We start from the raw sequence: 17,114 nt of genomic DNA, 5'->3' as shown, positions 1-17,114 counted from the left end.
GGGGATTTTACTATGTCACAACAAGTTACAATTTCATTTTCAGTAGTACCACAAGCGAAGAACAAAGATGTGTATTCTGTTGTTGATAAAGCAATTGAAGTTGTACAACAATCGGGAGTTCGTTATGAAGTAGGGGCAATGGAAACAACGCTGGAAGGAGAATTAGATGTACTTCTTGATATCATTAAACGTGCGCAACAAGCTTGTGTGGATGCTGGAGCAGAAGAAGTGATTACTTCTATTAAAATCCATTATCGTCCAAGCACTGGTGTAACGATAGATGAAAAGGTTTGGAAGTACCGTGATGAATATGCAAAACCAGAAGCAATCTAAAATAATTACAACAATTTGGCTTATCCTTCTCATAGCGATATGGGAAGGATCTGTTTCATTATTTAAAATTGAACCGTGGATTTTACCGAAGCCTTCTGCCATTGTTAAAGAATTAATTGGAATGAAAGATTTACTATTACCGAATACGATGCAAACGTTACAAGAGGTTCTAATCGGACTGTTTTTTGCGATTTTAATTGGGACAAGTATTGCAATTATTATGGATGTTATCCCTTTATTTCGTATTTTAATAAATCCGTTGCTTGTTATTTCGCAAACGATTCCAATCGTTGTACTTGCACCGTTATTTATTATTTGGTTTGGATATGGAATGCTACCGAAAGTAATGGTAGTAATACTCGTTTGTTTCTTCCCGATTGCGCTCAGCATTTTAGAAGGTTTTCAAACGGTAGATAAAAATATGTTGAAGTTGTTGCAAACGATGAAGGCAACGAAATGGCAAGTTTACCAGAAAGTAAAGTTTCCAGCAGTGCTGCCATACTTTTTCTCAGGTTTAAAAATTGCAGTTACATATAGCGTAATGGGAGCAATTATTGGGGAATGGCTCGGTGCAAGCGAAGGGTTAGGAGTTATGCTTACAAGAGCTACAAAATCCTTTCTAACAGCCCGAGTATTTGGTGTGGCGGCAATTATTGTTATGGTGACATTATGTCTGTATTTTATCGTGGAGTTTATGGCAAGAATAACAGCACCATGGATATATAGAAAGGACGGCAGAAAATGAAAAAAGGTTTAAAAGTTATGCTGGCTGCCTTATTAGCAGTAGGTGTAGCTGGATGTAATCCGGCGAAGAAAGAAGAAAGTGCAAGTAAAGATCAAAAAGTAAAAGTAGTATTAGATTGGTTTCCGAATACGAATCATACTGGCCTATATGTAGCGCAAACGAAAGATTATTATAAAAAGCAAGGATTAGATGTAGAGATTATTCAGCCAGGTGATAATGTGACAGCGGAGCAAATGATAGCTTCCGGAAAAGCTGACTTCGCAATAAGCGCACAAGAAAATGTAACGTTGGCTCGTGTGGAAGGTATTCCTGTTGTATCTGTAGGAGCAATCATCCAACATAATACTTCAGCTTTTGCATCACTTAAAAAAGATAATATGACGTCACCAAAAGATTTTGAAGGTAAACGTTACGGCGGCTGGGGAGGACCAGCAGAAGAAGCGACGTTGAAGACAATCATGGAGAAGCATCAAGCTGATTTTAATAAAGTTGAAAAAATCATCTTAGGACAAACAGATTTCTTTAAATCAATCGGTCGTGATGCAGACTTTGAATGGATATATTACGGATGGGATGGAATTGAAGCGAAGCGCCAAGGAAAAGAGTTAAATACGATTATGGTGAAAGACTTAGACCCAGCGCTTGATTTCTATAGTCCTGTTATTATTACGAGTGAAAAACATACGAAGCAAGATAAAGACTTTGTGAAAAAGTTTATGAGTGCAACGACAGAAGGTTATAATTTTGCAATTAAAGAACCGAAAGAAGCTGCTGATATTTTAATTAAAGCAGTTCCAGATGTGAATAAAGAATTAGTACAAGAAAGTCAAAAATGGTTAAGTACGAAATATCAAGATGATGCAAAAACGTGGGGAGTACAGAAGGAAGAAGTTTGGACGAATTACATGAATTTCTTATATGATAACAAAGTTATTAAGAAGAAAATTGATGTGAAAGATGCCTTTACAAATGAGTTCCTTCCAAGTGAAAAATGAGTGGATTACAAATAAAAGAGATTGTAAAAGCTTTTGATGGAAAGAATGTATTAGCAAATATTAGTGCTTCTATACGAGAGGGAGAGTTCGTTTCCTTTGTAGGACCGAGTGGTTGCGGGAAAAGCACATTATTAAATATGATTGCAAATGTTGAGAAACCAACAAGTGGAAATGTAACGTATAAGGATACGCACGTACAAGAGCAAAATGTTGTAAGTTATATGCCGCAGCAGGATTTATTACTACCTTGGCGATCAGCTTTGCAAAATATAGTTCTTCCATTGGAAATCGAAGGGAAACCGAAAAAACAAAGGCTGACAGAGGGAATGGAAGCATTAAAGCAATTTGAACTAGATGAATATGCAGACCATTATCCAGATGAATTGTCTGGTGGTATGCGTCAAAGAATTAGTTTTTTGCGCACATATTTATGTGAAAAGCCAATTATGCTACTTGATGAGCCTTTTGGAAAATTAGATGCCTTTACAAAAATGGAAGTACATAGCTGGCTTTTAAACTCTTGGCACCAAGAGAAGCAAACAATCGTTATGGTTACACATGACTTAGATGAGGCAATCTTACTTTCGGATCGCGTATTTATTTTATCTCAAAGACCAGCATCAATAGTTGGAGAGGTACAAGTGAAATTACCTAGACCAAGAACGATGGATATGTTAACATCACTTGAGTTAAAGAAGGATAAGGAAGAAATTCTGAGAGTATTAGCTCCTTATATGAAAAAATAGAAAAAGCTCTTACCAGATTTAAATATAATTGCTGGTAAGAGCTTTTTTTTATAGAACATGAAAAGAATGAGAAGGAACAAAAGAAAAAATAGAGAATAGAATATAACAGAGTAGTTTATACTCTTAATATAACAAATGTTAAAGGAGTGAAAGGATAAAATGACTTTATCAACTGTTCTTCAAATGGTTTTAGCTTGATACGGGAGAAGTCTGCCCATTTTTAACGATTAAGCTAAATTGAAGACAGCAGGTAAAGAACCTTAATCCTTTTTTACGATAATATGTAATGGGTAAGGTGTATTCACCTTACCCATTTTTTATATGCACAATTAAATAAGGCTTTTTACTGTTGCTCTCTATTTAGCTTATGAACCATAAGTAGAGGAGAGAAAAAAATGAGTATATTAACAGTAGAAAATTTAAGTCATTCATATGGTGAGAAAACCATTTTATATAATGCGTGTTTTCGACTATTAAAGGGCGAGCATGTTGGGTTAGTTGGGAAAAATGGAATTGGAAAATCAACATTGTTAAGGATTTTAACAGGAGAACTTATACATGATGACGGAAACATTGAATGGTTTCCACATGTGAAGATAGGTTTTTTACAGCAGCATATGGATTTACAAGAGGGGATAACAATTGAAGGATACTTACAAAGTGCATTTTCTAATTTGTATAGGATTGAATGCGAAATGTTAAAAATTGCTGAAGAAATGAATGGAGCAGGAGAAGTAGAAAAACTGTTAGTAAAGTATGGAGAATTACAAACTATATTGGAAAGCTCTAATTTCTATCAAATTCATACAGAAATTGAAGAAGTAGCAATCGGTTTAGGTTTATTTGAAATAGGGTTGAAAAAGGATGTTTCAAAGTTAAGTGGAGGACAGCGAACAAAGTTATTACTTGGGAAGCTCCTTTTAGAAAAAGCTGATGTTTTATTGCTAGATGAGCCAACAAATTATTTAGATACAGCCCATATAGAATGGTTGCAATCGTATTTGAGACTGTATGAAAAAGCTTATGTGATCATTTCACATGACGAAGTATTTTTGAACAGTATTACGAATGTTATTTATCATCTAGAAGAACGGAAAGTGAAGCGGTACGTAGGAAATTATGAAAAATTTGTGCAAAGTTATCAATTGCAAAGGAAACAATTACAATCGGCGCATGCGAAACAGCAAAAAGAAATTGCTCAGTTAGAAACATTTATTCAAAAAAATAAAATTCGAAAAGCGAAACAGGCCAAAAGTCGAGAGAAAGTATTGGAGAAAATGCAAAGGATTGAAAAGGTTAATCATGTACCTCGATCCCGTTTTGATTTCAATGTTTATGAGGAGCCAGTTAGTCGCATATTACAGGCTGAAAAACTAAGGATAGGATATAGTTCTCCGTTATGTCCAGAATTGAATTTGCAAGTAAAAAAAGGAGAAAAGATAGCGATTGTTGGTCATAATGGGATTGGAAAAACGACAATGTTAAAAACGTTATTAGGTCAAATAAAGCCGCTAAGCGGTTCAATTTCTATTGGAGAACGAGTAAATCCTGCTTATTTTGCGCAGGAAGAGTTTGCTTCAGAAACAACACCATTAGAAAAAGTTTGGGCAGAACGACCAGATATGACAAAGAAAGAAGTACGCCAAGCATTAGCAAAGTGTGGATTGAAAGAAGAACATGTATTAAAACCTATTCGTTTATTAAGCGGCGGGGAACAAACGAAAGTACGTTTATGTGAACTTATCGTAACGAAAAGCAATGTTTTAATTTTAGATGAACCGACTAATCATTTGGATATAGAAACAAAGAAGTCTTTGCAGGAAGCGTTACAACAATATAAAGGAACAGTTTTACTTGTCTCACATGAGCCTTCTTTCTATGAAGCATGGATAACAAAAGTATGGAATATAGAAGAATGGGATGCTGAACGATATGAATAAAGAAAAGGCATTAGCTTGTATAAGCTAATGCCTTTTCTTTGTGATTAACATGATTTTCGAGAACTCTTACATGAGAATTGTATGAAGAAGCACTCTTATGGTGCGCTTATAAGCGTGCTTTTTCTTATGTTATGTTTATATTTAGATGCCTTTCCCTAATAGGCGACTATCTTTCTTTATATATATAGATAGTTTGAAATGGAATGAAAATAATTCCTATATGTAAAGGATAATGTGATTAGTATGGGAAGACAATAGAACTTAAAGGAAATTCATGTAAAATTCAGATGAACTTCACACGAACTTCATATTAGAAACCGAATATAATTATAATAGGTTATTGTAATTATAATTGGTGATTTTTCATAACATTAAAAGTTTGAATTTAGGATAGAGCACTCAAACCTAAATTCAAACTTTAGTGAAATAATTAATGGAGGTTACGCTTAGTTTTCGCTAATGGATGCATTTACAAGTTCGGCGGGAGTGCCTGTTCCTGCCCCTCCGATTGTAACGGATCCACCAGGAGGAATTTCACCATTCCATCCTGCATTCGTAATTACGTAATGATTATTTATTTTACTACTAATTTTAGAATCCCAAACTTGTGTTAAATTGCCGTTATAATCAAATTCTAATTTCCAGTTTTTAATAGGGGTCGTTCCACTATTTTTAATTACAATCGAGAAATTGTAACCACTTCCCCAATTTGAAGTGACTGAAAAGGTAGCATTACCATTTCCACCAGGGGGTGTTGTATCAGTATCATCTGTTTTTACAATGATAGAAGTAGGCTGTGATTTATTCCCGGCAGCATCTTTTGCAATTATTGAAAATGTGTATTCGGTATTAGATTTTAAGTTTTTGATTGTAATGCTATTTGTTGTTGTACTCCATTTCTCTTCTCCGGCAGTAATTTCATATTCCGTAACTCCTACGTTATCAGTAGATGCAGTCCAGTTTAATTGAACGGAGTTTGAATTTTTATTTGTAACAGCAATATTTTTTACGTTTGTTGGGGGCTCAGTATCTTTTTGAGTAATAGGTCCACCAAGTAATTCTTTTACTAACGTATCAAGCAATTTTGGTCCACTGCAACTATATTTTGGACTTGTACGGCAATCCCCGCTTAGTTCCCAAAACATTGCGCCACTTAGACCCTTTGTCTTTATATAGTCTGTTTTATATTTCATAGATTCGTTGTCATCATAGCTAATAAACGTGCCTGTAGTCGCATTATATAAATAAGGTACTTTCGCTACATCGTTCCAGTGGCGAACAAAACCATTTTTATTAACATAATTAGCTGCTAAATCACCATAATCGTACACACCTGTGTCACCGGTAGAATAATCATCCCAAGTACCTTTAGAAGCGAGCTTTCCGTCACTACCTGGTTTACAAGGTTGGTATTGCCCATTATTTTCTTTTCCGCAACTTTTCCATCCACGTCCGTAAAAAGGTACACCTAATACGAGTTTATCCGCTGGAACCCCTTCATTTGTATAAATGTCTATCGCACCATCTACATAAAATTTTGTATCCGCTGCTGGGTCATTTGGATCTTTGTATAGTGCTGCATTATGGTTAGAAGTAGCTTCCCATCCACCGTGGAAATCATATGTCATAATATTAATCCAATCAAGTATTTGAGAGATCTTCTTTAGCTCTGTATGATCCGCATAACGTTGGCTTGCACCTGATGCGATTGTTAGTAAATATTGTTTCCCATCTTCTGCAGTAGCTTTCGTTAATGCATTTCGAACATCTTGAAGGAGTAGGGTGAAGTTTTGCTTATCTTCAGGACGATAACTACCACCAGGAATCGTTTCAACACCCGGATATTCCCAATCTAAATCAACGCCGTCAAATCCATATTCACGAAGAAAAGCTACTGTAGATTCAGCGAATACTTTTCTTGTTTTTTCATCAGCTGCCATATCAGAAAAGCGGTTAGACCAAGTCCAGCCACCAACTGAAATAATTGTTTTTAAGTGAGGATACTTAGCTTTTAATCGTTTCAGTTCTCCGAAATTTCCACAACGGGCGTATTTATCACAATCTTCCCAAGTTGTACCTGATCCCGGATAAGATTTTGTGACATCAGCCCATGGTTCACCGAGTACGAGAGTGCCATTAGGAACCTCTTTATTTTGCAGTGGTACACCAGACTCTTTACAGTTCCACGTTTGTTTATTTGGATTATCGGGGTGAGTAGAAGGGTTTCCATGTTTTCCATTCCAGCAAATATCAGCGAAAGCATAGTTTAAATGAGTTAGCTTTGATGCATCAATGTCTGCAACTTGATAATTACGTCCGTAAATGCCCCATGAAGGAAAATACCCAACAATTTTTTGACCTTGCTTTGGTGAATCTGCTAATGCAACATTTGGAGTAATAAAGTTTGTAAGAAAAAGAGGTAAGAAGAGTAGTAGGGATAGTAATAGCAGTGTGAATTTTTTGGAGCTCATAGTCATTTCTCCTTTCAAAATAAAAGATATATTTAAAGGCATGCGCCAATAAACCAAAGTGAATCTAGACGTATGAAACGTCTAGATAAAGTGAAACTTTAATCAGTGGGGGGCTTCATCCCCCACTGATTATCAGCCCTCACCAATCGGACTTTTATGGGCAGTTGATCCCCCACCTAACTTCTTTGCTTTCGCTAAATTTTGAGGTGGGGGTCTTACTGCCCATTAAAGCGGGATAAAAATGATAAGACATCACGAAGTCTATACAAGGGAGCTGGGGGTGATTAAATCGTAGCAAATGTAAGATTTAGTGTAAACGCTTTATTTGATTCAAAAAGATTTTCTCAATATGAAATGGCTCTAACACAGACTACACATGGAAATAAAATATTGATTAGGGAGGAAAAGGCTTCTTGTAATTAAATTTGAGAAAAAATTGTATGAAGTCAATTTGTAATAGCGTAGCAAGATGAGAAAATATCATGTAAAATAATAGTAAAAATATGTAAAGGAGCGAATGGTGTGGATGTCTTTTTGAACATTGCTGAAGAAAAAATTCGACAAGCAATACGGAATGGAGACCTTGATCATATTCCGGGAAAAGGAAAACCACTACAATTAGAAGACCTTTCAATGGTACCTCCAGAACTTAGAATGAGTTATAAAATCTTAAAAAATGCGGGTATGATTCCACCAGAAATGGAACTACAAAAAGATATATTAAAAATAGAAGACTTAATTGCGTGCTGTTATGATGAAGCAGAGAGAAAAAAATTACAAGAAGAGTTAACGGCAAAAATGCTACGTTTTCAGCAGGTAATGGAAAAGAGAAAGATTAAAGAGAGTTCAGCTTTTCGTATGTATCAGGATAAAGTATTTCGTAAATTACGCTAAGAGGGATAAGATGAATAAATTTGAAACGATAGAAGAATTAGCGACACATATTGAAGAACAACAATTAGTACTGCTCTTTATTAAAACGGAAAATTGTGGTGTTTGTGATGTTATGCTAAGAAAAGTAAATGGTCTATTAGAGAATTATGATTACGTAGAGAAAGTGGAAATATTACTACAAGACATGCAAGAGATTGCGGGGCGTTATGCAGTGTTTACAGGGCCAACAGTTTTATTATTTTATAATGGAAAAGAGATCCTTCGTGAATCGCGCTTCATTTCACTTGAAAATTTAGAGAGAACCATTCAATTATTCGAAGATTAAGGGAGGCTTTTATATGGAATTTATTATTGTCATACTATTATTTGTTGTAGTTGGAACGATCGTAACGGCAGTTCGATCAAACAAAAAGAAGGTAAATCTTACGAAACAAAATAACATTCATAATTCATCTAACAGTTCGTCACCATTATTTTTCTTTGCTGGATCTGATAATGATAGCTCGCATGGAGGTTCACATGATTGTGGAGGATCTTTCGGTGGAGATAGCGGAGGCAGCTGCGATGGCGGCGGAGGTGGCGGTGATTGATGAAAATGCGCCTTATATAGGCGTATTTCTTTTTAAACAAACGTTTGATTAGTTGGCTTACATATGCATAAAAACAGTTAAACAAACGTTTGATTAATATTTTTAACGTACTAAGGGGAATAGAAATGAAAAGGGAACCGAAAGTGAAAAATAAGGGGAAAGTAGTGTTATTTTTATTAGCTGCGGGAGGCGTATTTCTTGTTAAATTAGGATTTAAAATTGGAATAATACATATGATTCGAACGTGGTTTGAAAGTACGTTTTCTTAAATAAGGAATATAGCCTCTTGTAATAGAGGTTTTTAATTTGTTATTATTAGACTGAACGGTCGGTTTAAAGAGGTGTAAATATGAGAAGAAGTGCAGAAGAGATAAAGAAAGAAATTGCATATAAAGCAGAAAGTCTGTTTTCACAGAAGGGTTATGCAGCTACATCTATGGAAGAGATTTGTGAAATTACAAAGCGAAGTAAAGGAAGCATTTATTATCACTTTAAAAGTAAAGAAGAATTATTTTTATTTGTAGTGAAACAGCATACGTATGATTGGCTTGAAAAATGGAATGAAAAAGAGAAGTTGTATAGTACGAATACTGAAAAACTATATGGTCTCGCGGAATATCATGTCGAGGACATACAGCAACCCATTTCAAATGCAATAGAGGAATTCTCTATGAGCCAAGTTGTAAGTAAAGAGATTTTGGATGAACTATTGGCTTTAACTAGAGAATCATATGTTATGTTTGAGAAACTAATTGAAGCAGGTATACAGTCTGGAGAGTTTCGTGAAGATAGTACGCGCGACCTTATGTATATTGTGAATGGATTATTATCAGGGCTTGGAGTACTTTACTACGAGTTAGATTATAAAGAGCTGCAACGTATTTATAAAAAGGCAATAGATGTATTGTTAAAAGGAATGGCAGCTGAATAATAAGTCAGTTGCTTTTCTTACAAAACAAATTAGACCGAACGGTCGGTTTATGAAAGGGGAATGAAAATGAACGCTTTATTTAAAAACCGAGCATTTATGCTCGTTATGGCATCTGATATTTTACAACAATTTGCAATTTGGATCAGAAATATGGCTCTTTTGTATTTCATAATGGAGCGAACGAATAATGATCCAGTTTCAGTTTCGTTGTTATCGGTTATGGAATATGCACCTATTTTTATTTTCTCGTTTATCGGTGGGGCGCTAGCTGATCGCTGGAATCCGAAAAGAACGATGGTTGCTGGAGATGTGTTAAGTGTACTGTCTATTGTAGGAATTGTCTTGTTGTTAAAGCTGGATTATTGGCAGGCTATATTTTTTGCAACACTCATTTCCGCGATCGTAGGCCAATTTTCTCAGCCATCATCTTCGCGTATATTTAAGCGCTACGTAAAAGAAGAGCAGGTAGCAAATGCGATTGCATTTAACCAAACATTACAGTCATTATTTATGATTTTTGGACCAGTGGTAGGATCACTTGTGTATACACAACTTGGTTTATTTACGTCACTATATAGCTTAATCATTTTATTTTTGTTATCTGCTATTGCTCTTTCGTTTTTACCAAAATGGGTGGAACAAGAGCAAGTGGCGAGAGATTCATTAAAAAATGATATAAAAGAAGGATGGAAATACGTTCTTCATACGAAAAATTTACGTATGATTACGATCACTTTCACCGTTATGGGCTTAGCTGTTGGATTAACGAATCCATTAGAAGTGTTTCTTGTAATAGAGCGTCTTGGAATGGAAAAGGAAGCAGTTCAATATTTAGCCGCAGCTGATGGGATAGGTATGTTAATCGGTGGTATTGTTGCTGCAGTTTTCGCTTCAAAAGTGAACCCGAAAAAGATGTTTGTATTCGGTATGAGCATATTAGCAATGTCATTTTTAGTAGAAGGGCTATCTACATCATTTTGGATTACTAGTTTCATGAGGTTTGGAACAGGTATTTGTTTAGCTTGTGTTAATATCGTTGTCAGTACGCTTATGATTCAACTTGTACCAGAAAATATGATTGGAAGAGTAAATGGAACAATTTTACCACTGTTTATGGGGGCAATGTTAATCGGAACTTCACTAGCTGGAGGATTGAAGGAGATGACTTCACTAGTTACTGTATTTTGTATAGCAATGGCACTTATTTTATTTGCGATAGGGCCAGTTCTACGCATGCAAATAAATAAAGAAGATGTCGCTAATAAAGAGGAACTAACAAATTCGTTAGCTTCGAAATAATCATTGTAAGGGAGCAGGATTGCTCCCTTTTCTTGTGGCAATCTTTTGACAATGACATGCCCCAACTATATACTGATGATGTAAAAACGAGTTTACAGGTTAGGAGAAATGGTGTGAAAAATCAAATCTATGAATTACGCACTGAAAACAATATTTCACAAGGTGCATTGGCTGATAAGTGTAAAGTTTCTAGACAGACGATAAATGCAATTGAGAATAATAAATATGATCCAAGCTTAGCGTTAGCATTCCGTTTAGCTGAAGTATTAGGAACAACTGTTGATAAACTATTTTTGTACAAGTTGTAGGGGGAGTAGTTGTTGGGGAAAGAGAAAATAAGCCTTGTAGTTACGGCATTAGTAGCTATAAGTACGTTAGTGTTTGCACTTTATTATTGGTTAACTGAACTTCAAGTAAACTGGTATGCACTATTTATTTGTAGCATCGCATTACATTATATGTTTAAAAGTTTGGCATCGCATAATGTGGAAGGGACAACGGAGGAGAAAGAAGATGTAGAAAAACATGTATTAAAAATAAGTGCAAATGTTACGTATTATGTACTTGTTGTATTAATTTTTGGTTTGTTTTTCGCATCGGTAGGTTTTAATAAATGGATTGATTTTCATAACATACCGCTTTTGTTTGCGTTATGCGCTGCGATAGTTGTAAAGCCGGCTGTAGAATTTTTAATTGTAAGATGTTATCGCTAAAAATAAAGAAAAGATCCTCTTCTCATGAGAAGAGGATCTTTTTCTTATAGCGTTTTAGTTTTTGGACTAGGTGGTGTAACGGACGTATCATTTTCGGGAACTCTAGTTAGTAAGAATCCACCGATAACGAACAGTACAATAATACTAAGGACACCAGCGTTGGTTTTTCCTGTTAATTGCGTTGTAACACCGACTAATACTGGACCCATAATTGCCGCGAATTTACCAAAGATATTATAAAATCCGAAGAATTCATTTGCAGATTCTTTTGGTACTAGTTTTGCAAAATAGGACCGACTAAGTGCTTGAATACCACCTTGAGAAGTGGCAACTAACATTGCTAAAATCCAGAAATCGAGTGTCGTTTTTAAGAAATAAGCATATATGCAGATAATGATATAAATAATAATACCGACGTATAGCATTTTTTTACCTGTAAATGTTTCTGATAACTTTCCGTATAATAAGGCGAATGGACAAGCTACAATTTGTGTGACAAATAAGATGATTAATAGATTCGTTGCACTAATACCGAGATCTGTTCCGTAAGCGGTAGACATAGTAATAATTGTATCGACCCCGTCAATGTAGAAGAAGTAAGCGATTAGGAACATAAATACAGTTTTATATTCTTTAATATTTTTAAAAGTATCAGCAAGGCGTTTGAAGCTCATTGCAATTGGTCTTGGATGACGTTCAATATAATGTGTTTGCTCTACATTTTTTAGCATTGGAATTGTAAATAATCCCCACCAAAGAGCTGTTATTGCGAACGAAATTTGACTAGCAATGCCGACTGATAAAGGGATAGTTCCTTTTTGAGCAAGAATAATAAGAGCGATACAACCGATAAAAGGAATTGTGCTTCCAATATAACCTAATGCAAAGCCTCTTGTAGAAATTCGGTCCATTCTATCTTTAGAGGTAACATCTACTAAAAATGCATCATAAAAAATGTTTGCTCCCGCAAAACCGACTAATGCGAGCATATAGCAGCCTAGTAATAAGTACCACTGAGATGTTGGGACGACTGCTAGCATACTTGTAAATACGATACCGAGTCCAAAGAAGAATGTGAAAAATCGTTTTTTAAATCCTTTATAATCAGCAACTGTGCCGAGAATAGGAGCAAGTATAGAAATTAAAAGTGTAGCGAAAGAGTTTGCATATCCCCAATATGCCGTTGAAGTTGCACCAGATAGTCCGGCTTCTTTTGCAGCTGCTTTAAAGTAAATTGGGAATAATGCAGTTGTAATGACGAGCGAATATACCGAGTTCGCCCAATCGTATAATATCCAGCTTTTTTCTTGTCTGGACATTTTTTTCATATAATGTTCCCCCTTAAATTGTTCTACTAACAGTGTACAAAAATAAAAATTATAAAAAGAGAAACAGTGATGATTTTTACATAACTTTTACATATATACACAGTTCTTTACAATTGAAGTAAATCCTCTACAATTGATCCGTCTGTTTCACCTAAGTGTAAACCGAGTAGTCTAGCGATAGTTGGACCTTCATCAATAAGTCTCATGTACGGAATGGTAACGCCGCTTTTTATCCCTTTCCCAGCAGCGATAAAAATTGTTTCATAGTTAGGTTTTGTTGGAGAGTATCCATGCGTACCAAATGTATATTTTTTACTGGGCGTAACATCTTTTTCAGTAATTTCTTTTATAAAATCGCCTGTATAGTTTTCAGTGAAATAATATCCTTCTTGTGCTTCCAACATAAATAAACAATTACCATCTGCACCGCAGTCTTTTGCAGCTTCATCATGAAGCATAAATTCAATACCGTTTTGTTTATTTTGAAGTAACTCTTCAAGTAGTAGTTGTACTTTTCGAATTGTATCCGTATCATTTTTGTCTTTCACATATACATAGGCAGAGCCGTCGCAACTTTGGCAATAGACCTTCCAGTCTACTAATTTTCCTTTTGAATTTATAGATATAAGCCCATTTTGATGAAATAGTACATTTAATTGAATGGCTTTGTTTTCACTTAAAGCGCTATGATCACCGAGAGCGATAATTGTACTTTCTTCGTATAGGTCACTGTCTTTTAAAGCTTGAATAATTTTTCCTAGCCGTTCATCATGTCTATGGATAGCAGCTATTGTTTCGTTAGATTCAAAGCCGTGATAGTGTCTTTGAGTGTCTAAATCGGTGAAATGTATAAACATGACATTAGGCTTCTTCGTCTGGATTGTATGCACAGCAGATGCAAGTACGAAATCATCGAGTTCAGGCTGTGATAAGCCATTTCTTATATGACCAAAACGCTGATTCAAATCTAATTGATATAGTGGGCTACCGCTAAATAATGAAACTAAGATTTGATTTTGCCACGGTCTATTTGGAAAAATTTCAGGTAAATTGTAATCAATATTTGCTCTGCCGGTAACAGGCCATAGAAGGGCAGCTGTCGTTAAATTTGCTTTATGTGCTTCATCGTATAACGTTGTTCCTTTAATGGATTTTCGGTACCAATGCCAATCTGGTGACTCGCGTCCAGGTTGAAGTAACGTATTGCTAACTACGCCATGTTTATTAGGGTAGTTTCCAGTAACGATTGTTGAGTGACTTGGATATGTTACAGAAGGATAAATAGGTTCCACTTTTCTCGCCATCGCGCCCTTGTTTATTAATGTTTGAAAATTAGGGAGTTTTTGTAATATAGGAAAATCTAAAGCTGATAAGCAATCGAAAGATAAAATAATGACGTGATTTGTTAATGCTTTATCCATAAAGTTCCCTCCTGATTATATAAAACCTATTCTTATATATTACTATTAATACCTAGTAATAAAAATATATTTCTAGGTAAAAATTTATTATTTATTTTCAGAAAAATTAAACATATAATTAAGTATAAGGGAATGAATGGAAGGAGGGAATACTATGGATTGGCTAGATGGATTTAGTATCTTTTACATAATTGGCGGAATTACGATTATCCTTGTATTTACTATTTCGTATTTACTAAAGAAACGGTTTCCAAACAAACAGTTCGATATTATATTTGCACTTAGTTTAATACTTCTTTGCTTAGCATCCTTTCCCGTTACAATGATGGTGATTGGTGGATGGGAAGGAATGGGATATGGATTTATTGGTTTCTTCGTTCTACTTGGTACACTTATCGGTATGATTGCACATCAACTGGTAAAAATCTCGCGAAAAAGCTACGTATAAAACTGCAGAAAATGAAAAGAATATATAAAAATGAGAAAATTAGCTATTGTTTAAAAAAAGAATTTGTATTATGATAATCAACAAATTTATTTCGTTATAACGATGAAAAAGGACTAGTACATGTTCAACCTTTTTAGCAGAGAGAGAATCCGCTAGGCTGAAAGATTCTTAAAAAGGCGATATGGAACCTACCTTTGCGTTCTGCATATGCAGCGGGAATTTCCCGTTATCAAAAAGAGAGCATGCACAATTTTTGTGCATGAATCAGGGTGGTAACGCCGGCAAAGCTCGGTCCCTATTTAGGGACACGGGCTTTTTTGTATTTTCAAAAGGAGGAAGATTGACTATGGCAAAAGAACAAGTACAAGCGATTACGAAGATGGAAGAGGATTTTGCACAGTGGTACACAGATATTGTAAAAAAAGCAGAACTTGTTGATTATTCAAGTGTAAAAGGATGTATGATTCTACGTCCGTACGGTTATGCCTTATGGGAAAATATGCAGAAAGTTATGGATGAAAAGTTAAAAGCAACTGGTCATGAAAATGTATATATGCCAATGTTTATCCCAGAGAGCTTATTGCAAAAAGAGAAGGATCATGTAGAAGGATTTGCTCCTGAAGTAGCATGGGTGACACATGGCGGGGATGAAAAATTAGCGGAGAGACTTTGTGTACGCCCTACATCTGAAACTTTATTCTGTGAGCATTTTTCAAAAATTGTGCAATCCTATAATGATTTGCCAAAGCTATATAATCAGTGGTGTTCAGTAGTTCGTTGGGAGAAAACAACGAGACCATTCCTTCGTACAACGGAATTCTTATGGCAAGAGGGCCATACAATTCATGAAACAGCAGAAGAATCGCAAGCTGAAACGTTACATATTTTAAATCTATATGCTTCTTTCTGTGAAGATTATTTAGCGATACCAGTAATTAAAGGGCAAAAAACAGAAAAAGAAAAGTTTGCAGGAGCAAAGGCAACTTATACGATCGAAAGTTTAATGCATGATGGGAAAGCACTTCAAACAGGAACATCCCATAACTTTGGAACGAATTTCTCTGAAGCATTTGATATTAAATTTTTAGATCGCAACGGTAAGTGGCAATATGTACACCAAACATCTTGGGGTGTATCAACAAGAATGATAGGTGGACTTATTATGGTTCATAGCGATAATAATGGTCTTGTAATGCCTCCTAAAGTTGCACCAGTGCAAGTTGTTATTGTACCAATTGCGCAGCATAAGGAAGGAGTTTTAGCGAAAGCAACAGAGTTACAAGAACATATTCAAAAGGTTGCACGAGTAAAAATAGATGCTAGTAATAAAACACCAGGCTGGAAATTTAATGAGTATGAAATGAAGGGTATTCCAATTCGATTAGAAGTTGGTCCTAAAGATATTGAAAAGAATCAAGTTGTACTTGTAAGAAGAGATACGAAAGAAAAAGAATTTATATCAATAGATCAATTAGAAGAGCGTATTCCAGCACTACTTGAGGAAATTCATAATTCTTTATTTAATAAGGCAAAAGTATTTCGCGATGAGAATACGTATAGTGTGACGAATTTCGAAGAGATGAAAAAAGTAGCTGATGAAAAGCAAGGATTTATTAAGGCAATGTGGTGCGGAGAATTAGCTTGTGAAGAGAAACTAAAAGAAGAAGTTGGAGTATCTTCTCGCTGTATGCCTTTTGAGCAAGAGCATTTAGCTGACGAATGTATTTGTTGTGGTAAAGAAGCTAAACAAATGGTGTATTGGGGAAAAGCGTATTAATGCTTTTTTGATAGATGATAAAAAGGACTTTGGGCTGCATAATAAAATGCAATCCAAAGTCCTTTTTAGTTTTGCAATTTGTTTCATGTATGTTTTAGATGGAAGGATGTGTTTTTATTTTGCGTTTTTACGGCGAATAAATAGTAACATACCGATTAGGAATGTTGAAAGTCCCATTAAAATAGATGCAGGATAATGTGTTGCCGTATTAGGTAACTTATCGCCTTGTTCTTTCGCATTATCTTTTACATTGCCACCTTGAGAGCCGTTGCCACCCTGAGAACCGCTATCGTCTTTAACGCGGTTGCCGCCTTGAGAGCCATTGCCACCCTGAGAACCGCTATCGTCTTTAACGCGGTTACCGCCTTGAGAGCTATTGCCACCTTGAGAGCCGTTGCCACCCTGAGAACAGCGATCGTCTTTAACGCGGGTGCCGCCTTGAGAGCGATGACCGCCGTGAGCGCCACGGCTGCCAGGCGCACC

The 17,114-nt window shown here is 35.6% G+C and carries 19 protein-coding genes and 1 other annotated feature; of the genes, 15 read left to right on the top strand and 4 right to left on the bottom strand.

All coding sequences use genetic code 11. The annotated features are described in order from the left end of the window. The first annotated feature begins 12 nt into the window (after window positions 1-12). From JDS99_RS13160 to JDS99_RS13140, 5 genes are all read left to right on the top strand, one after another. Window positions 13-333 (top strand): MTH1187 family thiamine-binding protein, encoded by a 321-nt coding sequence (locus JDS99_RS13160; protein WP_000082897.1) that lies wholly within the window; start codon window positions 13-15, stop codon window positions 331-333. Then, window positions 305-1,078: an ABC transporter permease gene (locus tag JDS99_RS13155; protein ID WP_142310767.1), complete on the top strand. Its 774-nt coding sequence runs from the start codon at window positions 305-307 to the stop codon at window positions 1,076-1,078. The genes JDS99_RS13160 and JDS99_RS13155 overlap by 29 nt, the downstream gene beginning before the upstream one ends. Then, entirely contained in the window at window positions 1,075-2,073 is a 999-nt protein-coding gene (locus JDS99_RS13150) for an ABC transporter substrate-binding protein (protein ID WP_088061610.1), read from the top strand. The genes JDS99_RS13155 and JDS99_RS13150 overlap by 4 nt, the downstream gene beginning before the upstream one ends. Continuing rightward, window positions 2,070-2,819, top strand: coding sequence for an ABC transporter ATP-binding protein (locus tag JDS99_RS13145; protein WP_098133561.1), 750 nt, complete (start codon window positions 2,070-2,072; stop codon window positions 2,817-2,819). Before JDS99_RS13150 ends, JDS99_RS13145 begins: the two co-directional genes overlap by 4 nt. A gap of 395 nt (window positions 2,820-3,214) precedes the next feature. Continuing rightward, window positions 3,215-4,759, top strand: a complete 1,545-nt coding sequence (locus tag JDS99_RS13140; protein WP_060486909.1) for an ABC-F family ATP-binding cassette domain-containing protein — start codon at window positions 3,215-3,217, stop codon at window positions 4,757-4,759. Window positions 4,760-5,205: 446 nt separating this feature from the next. On the opposite strand, the gene JDS99_RS13135 is transcribed toward JDS99_RS13140, so the two are convergent. Next, on the bottom strand, window positions 5,206-7,230 hold the full coding sequence (locus JDS99_RS13135; protein WP_137036620.1) for a glycosyl hydrolase family 18 protein: 2,025 nt from the start codon (window positions 7,228-7,230) through the stop codon (window positions 5,206-5,208). 522 nt (window positions 7,231-7,752) lie between these two features. Between JDS99_RS13135 and JDS99_RS13130 the strand changes: the two genes are divergently transcribed. From JDS99_RS13130 to JDS99_RS13095, 8 genes are all read left to right on the top strand, one after another. Further along, on the top strand, window positions 7,753-8,124 hold the full coding sequence (locus JDS99_RS13130; RefSeq protein ID WP_060486911.1) for a DnaJ family domain-containing protein: 372 nt from the start codon (window positions 7,753-7,755) through the stop codon (window positions 8,122-8,124). 10 nt (window positions 8,125-8,134) lie between these two features. Continuing rightward, window positions 8,135-8,449, top strand: a complete 315-nt coding sequence (locus tag JDS99_RS13125; protein ID WP_088061614.1) for a thioredoxin family protein — start codon at window positions 8,135-8,137, stop codon at window positions 8,447-8,449. Between the two features lie 13 nt (window positions 8,450-8,462). Further along, a complete protein-coding gene (locus tag JDS99_RS13120; RefSeq protein ID WP_060486913.1) occupies window positions 8,463-8,714 on the top strand; it encodes a hypothetical protein in 252 nt (83 codons plus the stop codon). 125 nt (window positions 8,715-8,839) lie between these two features. Then, window positions 8,840-8,983: a hypothetical protein gene (locus JDS99_RS13115; RefSeq protein WP_000817984.1), complete on the top strand. Its 144-nt coding sequence runs from the start codon at window positions 8,840-8,842 to the stop codon at window positions 8,981-8,983. An 80-nt stretch (window positions 8,984-9,063) separates the two neighbouring features. Further along, on the top strand, window positions 9,064-9,645 hold the full coding sequence (locus tag JDS99_RS13110) for a TetR/AcrR family transcriptional regulator (RefSeq protein ID WP_048541915.1): 582 nt from the start codon (window positions 9,064-9,066) through the stop codon (window positions 9,643-9,645). Window positions 9,646-9,711: 66 nt separating this feature from the next. After that, window positions 9,712-10,944: an MFS transporter gene (locus tag JDS99_RS13105; protein WP_199695199.1), complete on the top strand. Its 1,233-nt coding sequence runs from the start codon at window positions 9,712-9,714 to the stop codon at window positions 10,942-10,944. Between the two features lie 56 nt (window positions 10,945-11,000). After that, window positions 11,001-11,252, top strand: a complete 252-nt coding sequence (locus JDS99_RS13100) for a helix-turn-helix transcriptional regulator (protein ID WP_074651450.1) — start codon at window positions 11,001-11,003, stop codon at window positions 11,250-11,252. A gap of 12 nt (window positions 11,253-11,264) precedes the next feature. Then, complete coding sequence (locus JDS99_RS13095; protein WP_097907917.1) at window positions 11,265-11,657, top strand: hypothetical protein; 393 nt, start codon at window positions 11,265-11,267, stop codon at window positions 11,655-11,657. Window positions 11,658-11,701: 44 nt separating this feature from the next. Here JDS99_RS13095 and JDS99_RS13090 read toward each other — a convergent pair whose 3' ends face one another. Then, window positions 11,702-12,985 (bottom strand): MFS transporter, encoded by a 1,284-nt coding sequence (locus JDS99_RS13090; protein ID WP_000738835.1) that lies wholly within the window; start codon window positions 12,983-12,985, stop codon window positions 11,702-11,704. A gap of 107 nt (window positions 12,986-13,092) precedes the next feature. Further along, window positions 13,093-14,406, bottom strand: a complete 1,314-nt coding sequence (locus JDS99_RS13085) for an alkaline phosphatase family protein (RefSeq protein ID WP_087982310.1) — start codon at window positions 14,404-14,406, stop codon at window positions 13,093-13,095. A gap of 154 nt (window positions 14,407-14,560) precedes the next feature. On the opposite strand from JDS99_RS13085, the gene JDS99_RS13080 reads away from it, so the two are divergent. Both JDS99_RS13080 and proS read left to right on the top strand, forming a co-directional pair. Next, entirely contained in the window at window positions 14,561-14,854 is a 294-nt protein-coding gene (locus JDS99_RS13080; RefSeq protein ID WP_060486918.1) for a YesK-like family protein, read from the top strand. Window positions 14,855-14,947: 93 nt separating this feature from the next. Continuing rightward, window positions 14,948-15,154, top strand: a binding site (T-box leader). A 46-nt stretch (window positions 15,155-15,200) separates the two neighbouring features. Beyond that, a complete protein-coding gene (gene proS / locus JDS99_RS13075; RefSeq protein WP_088061622.1) occupies window positions 15,201-16,631 on the top strand; it encodes a proline--tRNA ligase in 1,431 nt (476 codons plus the stop codon). Window positions 16,632-16,745: 114 nt separating this feature from the next. On the opposite strand, the gene JDS99_RS13070 is transcribed toward proS, so the two are convergent. Further along, a partial coding sequence (locus JDS99_RS13070; protein ID WP_242475734.1) for an LPXTG cell wall anchor domain-containing protein occupies window positions 16,746-17,114 on the bottom strand: 369 nt, incomplete at its 5' end.

The sequence above is a fragment of the Bacillus cereus group sp. N6 genome, assembly GCF_016483705.1.
GTDB lineage: Bacteria > Bacillota > Bacilli > Bacillales > Bacillaceae_G > Bacillus_A > Bacillus_A wiedmannii.
Note: the sequence above shows the minus strand (reverse complement) of the source record. Positions and strands in the feature narration are given on the sequence as shown.

Coding starts and splice junctions, on each gene's coding strand:
- JDS99_RS13085 (WP_087982310.1), bottom strand. CDS start 14,406: ATGGATAAAGCATTAACAAATCACGTCATTATTTTATCTTTCGATTGC.
- JDS99_RS13090 (WP_000738835.1), bottom strand. CDS start 12,985: ATGAAAAAAATGTCCAGACAAGAAAAAAGCTGGATATTATACGATTGG.
- JDS99_RS13120 (WP_060486913.1), top strand. CDS start 8,463: ATGGAATTTATTATTGTCATACTATTATTTGTTGTAGTTGGAACGATC.
- JDS99_RS13115 (WP_000817984.1), top strand. CDS start 8,840: ATGAAAAGGGAACCGAAAGTGAAAAATAAGGGGAAAGTAGTGTTATTT.
- JDS99_RS13160 (WP_000082897.1), top strand. CDS start 13: ATGTCACAACAAGTTACAATTTCATTTTCAGTAGTACCACAAGCGAAG.
- JDS99_RS13150 (WP_088061610.1), top strand. CDS start 1,075: ATGAAAAAAGGTTTAAAAGTTATGCTGGCTGCCTTATTAGCAGTAGGT.
- JDS99_RS13110 (WP_048541915.1), top strand. CDS start 9,064: ATGAGAAGAAGTGCAGAAGAGATAAAGAAAGAAATTGCATATAAAGCA.
- JDS99_RS13145 (WP_098133561.1), top strand. CDS start 2,070: ATGAGTGGATTACAAATAAAAGAGATTGTAAAAGCTTTTGATGGAAAG.
- JDS99_RS13100 (WP_074651450.1), top strand. CDS start 11,001: ATGCCCCAACTATATACTGATGATGTAAAAACGAGTTTACAGGTTAGG.
- proS (WP_088061622.1), top strand. CDS start 15,201: ATGGCAAAAGAACAAGTACAAGCGATTACGAAGATGGAAGAGGATTTT.
- JDS99_RS13125 (WP_088061614.1), top strand. CDS start 8,135: ATGAATAAATTTGAAACGATAGAAGAATTAGCGACACATATTGAAGAA.
- JDS99_RS13155 (WP_142310767.1), top strand. CDS start 305: ATGAATATGCAAAACCAGAAGCAATCTAAAATAATTACAACAATTTGG.
- JDS99_RS13140 (WP_060486909.1), top strand. CDS start 3,215: ATGAGTATATTAACAGTAGAAAATTTAAGTCATTCATATGGTGAGAAA.
- JDS99_RS13135 (WP_137036620.1), bottom strand. CDS start 7,230: ATGAGCTCCAAAAAATTCACACTGCTATTACTATCCCTACTACTCTTC.
- JDS99_RS13080 (WP_060486918.1), top strand. CDS start 14,561: ATGGATTGGCTAGATGGATTTAGTATCTTTTACATAATTGGCGGAATT.
- JDS99_RS13105 (WP_199695199.1), top strand. CDS start 9,712: ATGAACGCTTTATTTAAAAACCGAGCATTTATGCTCGTTATGGCATCT.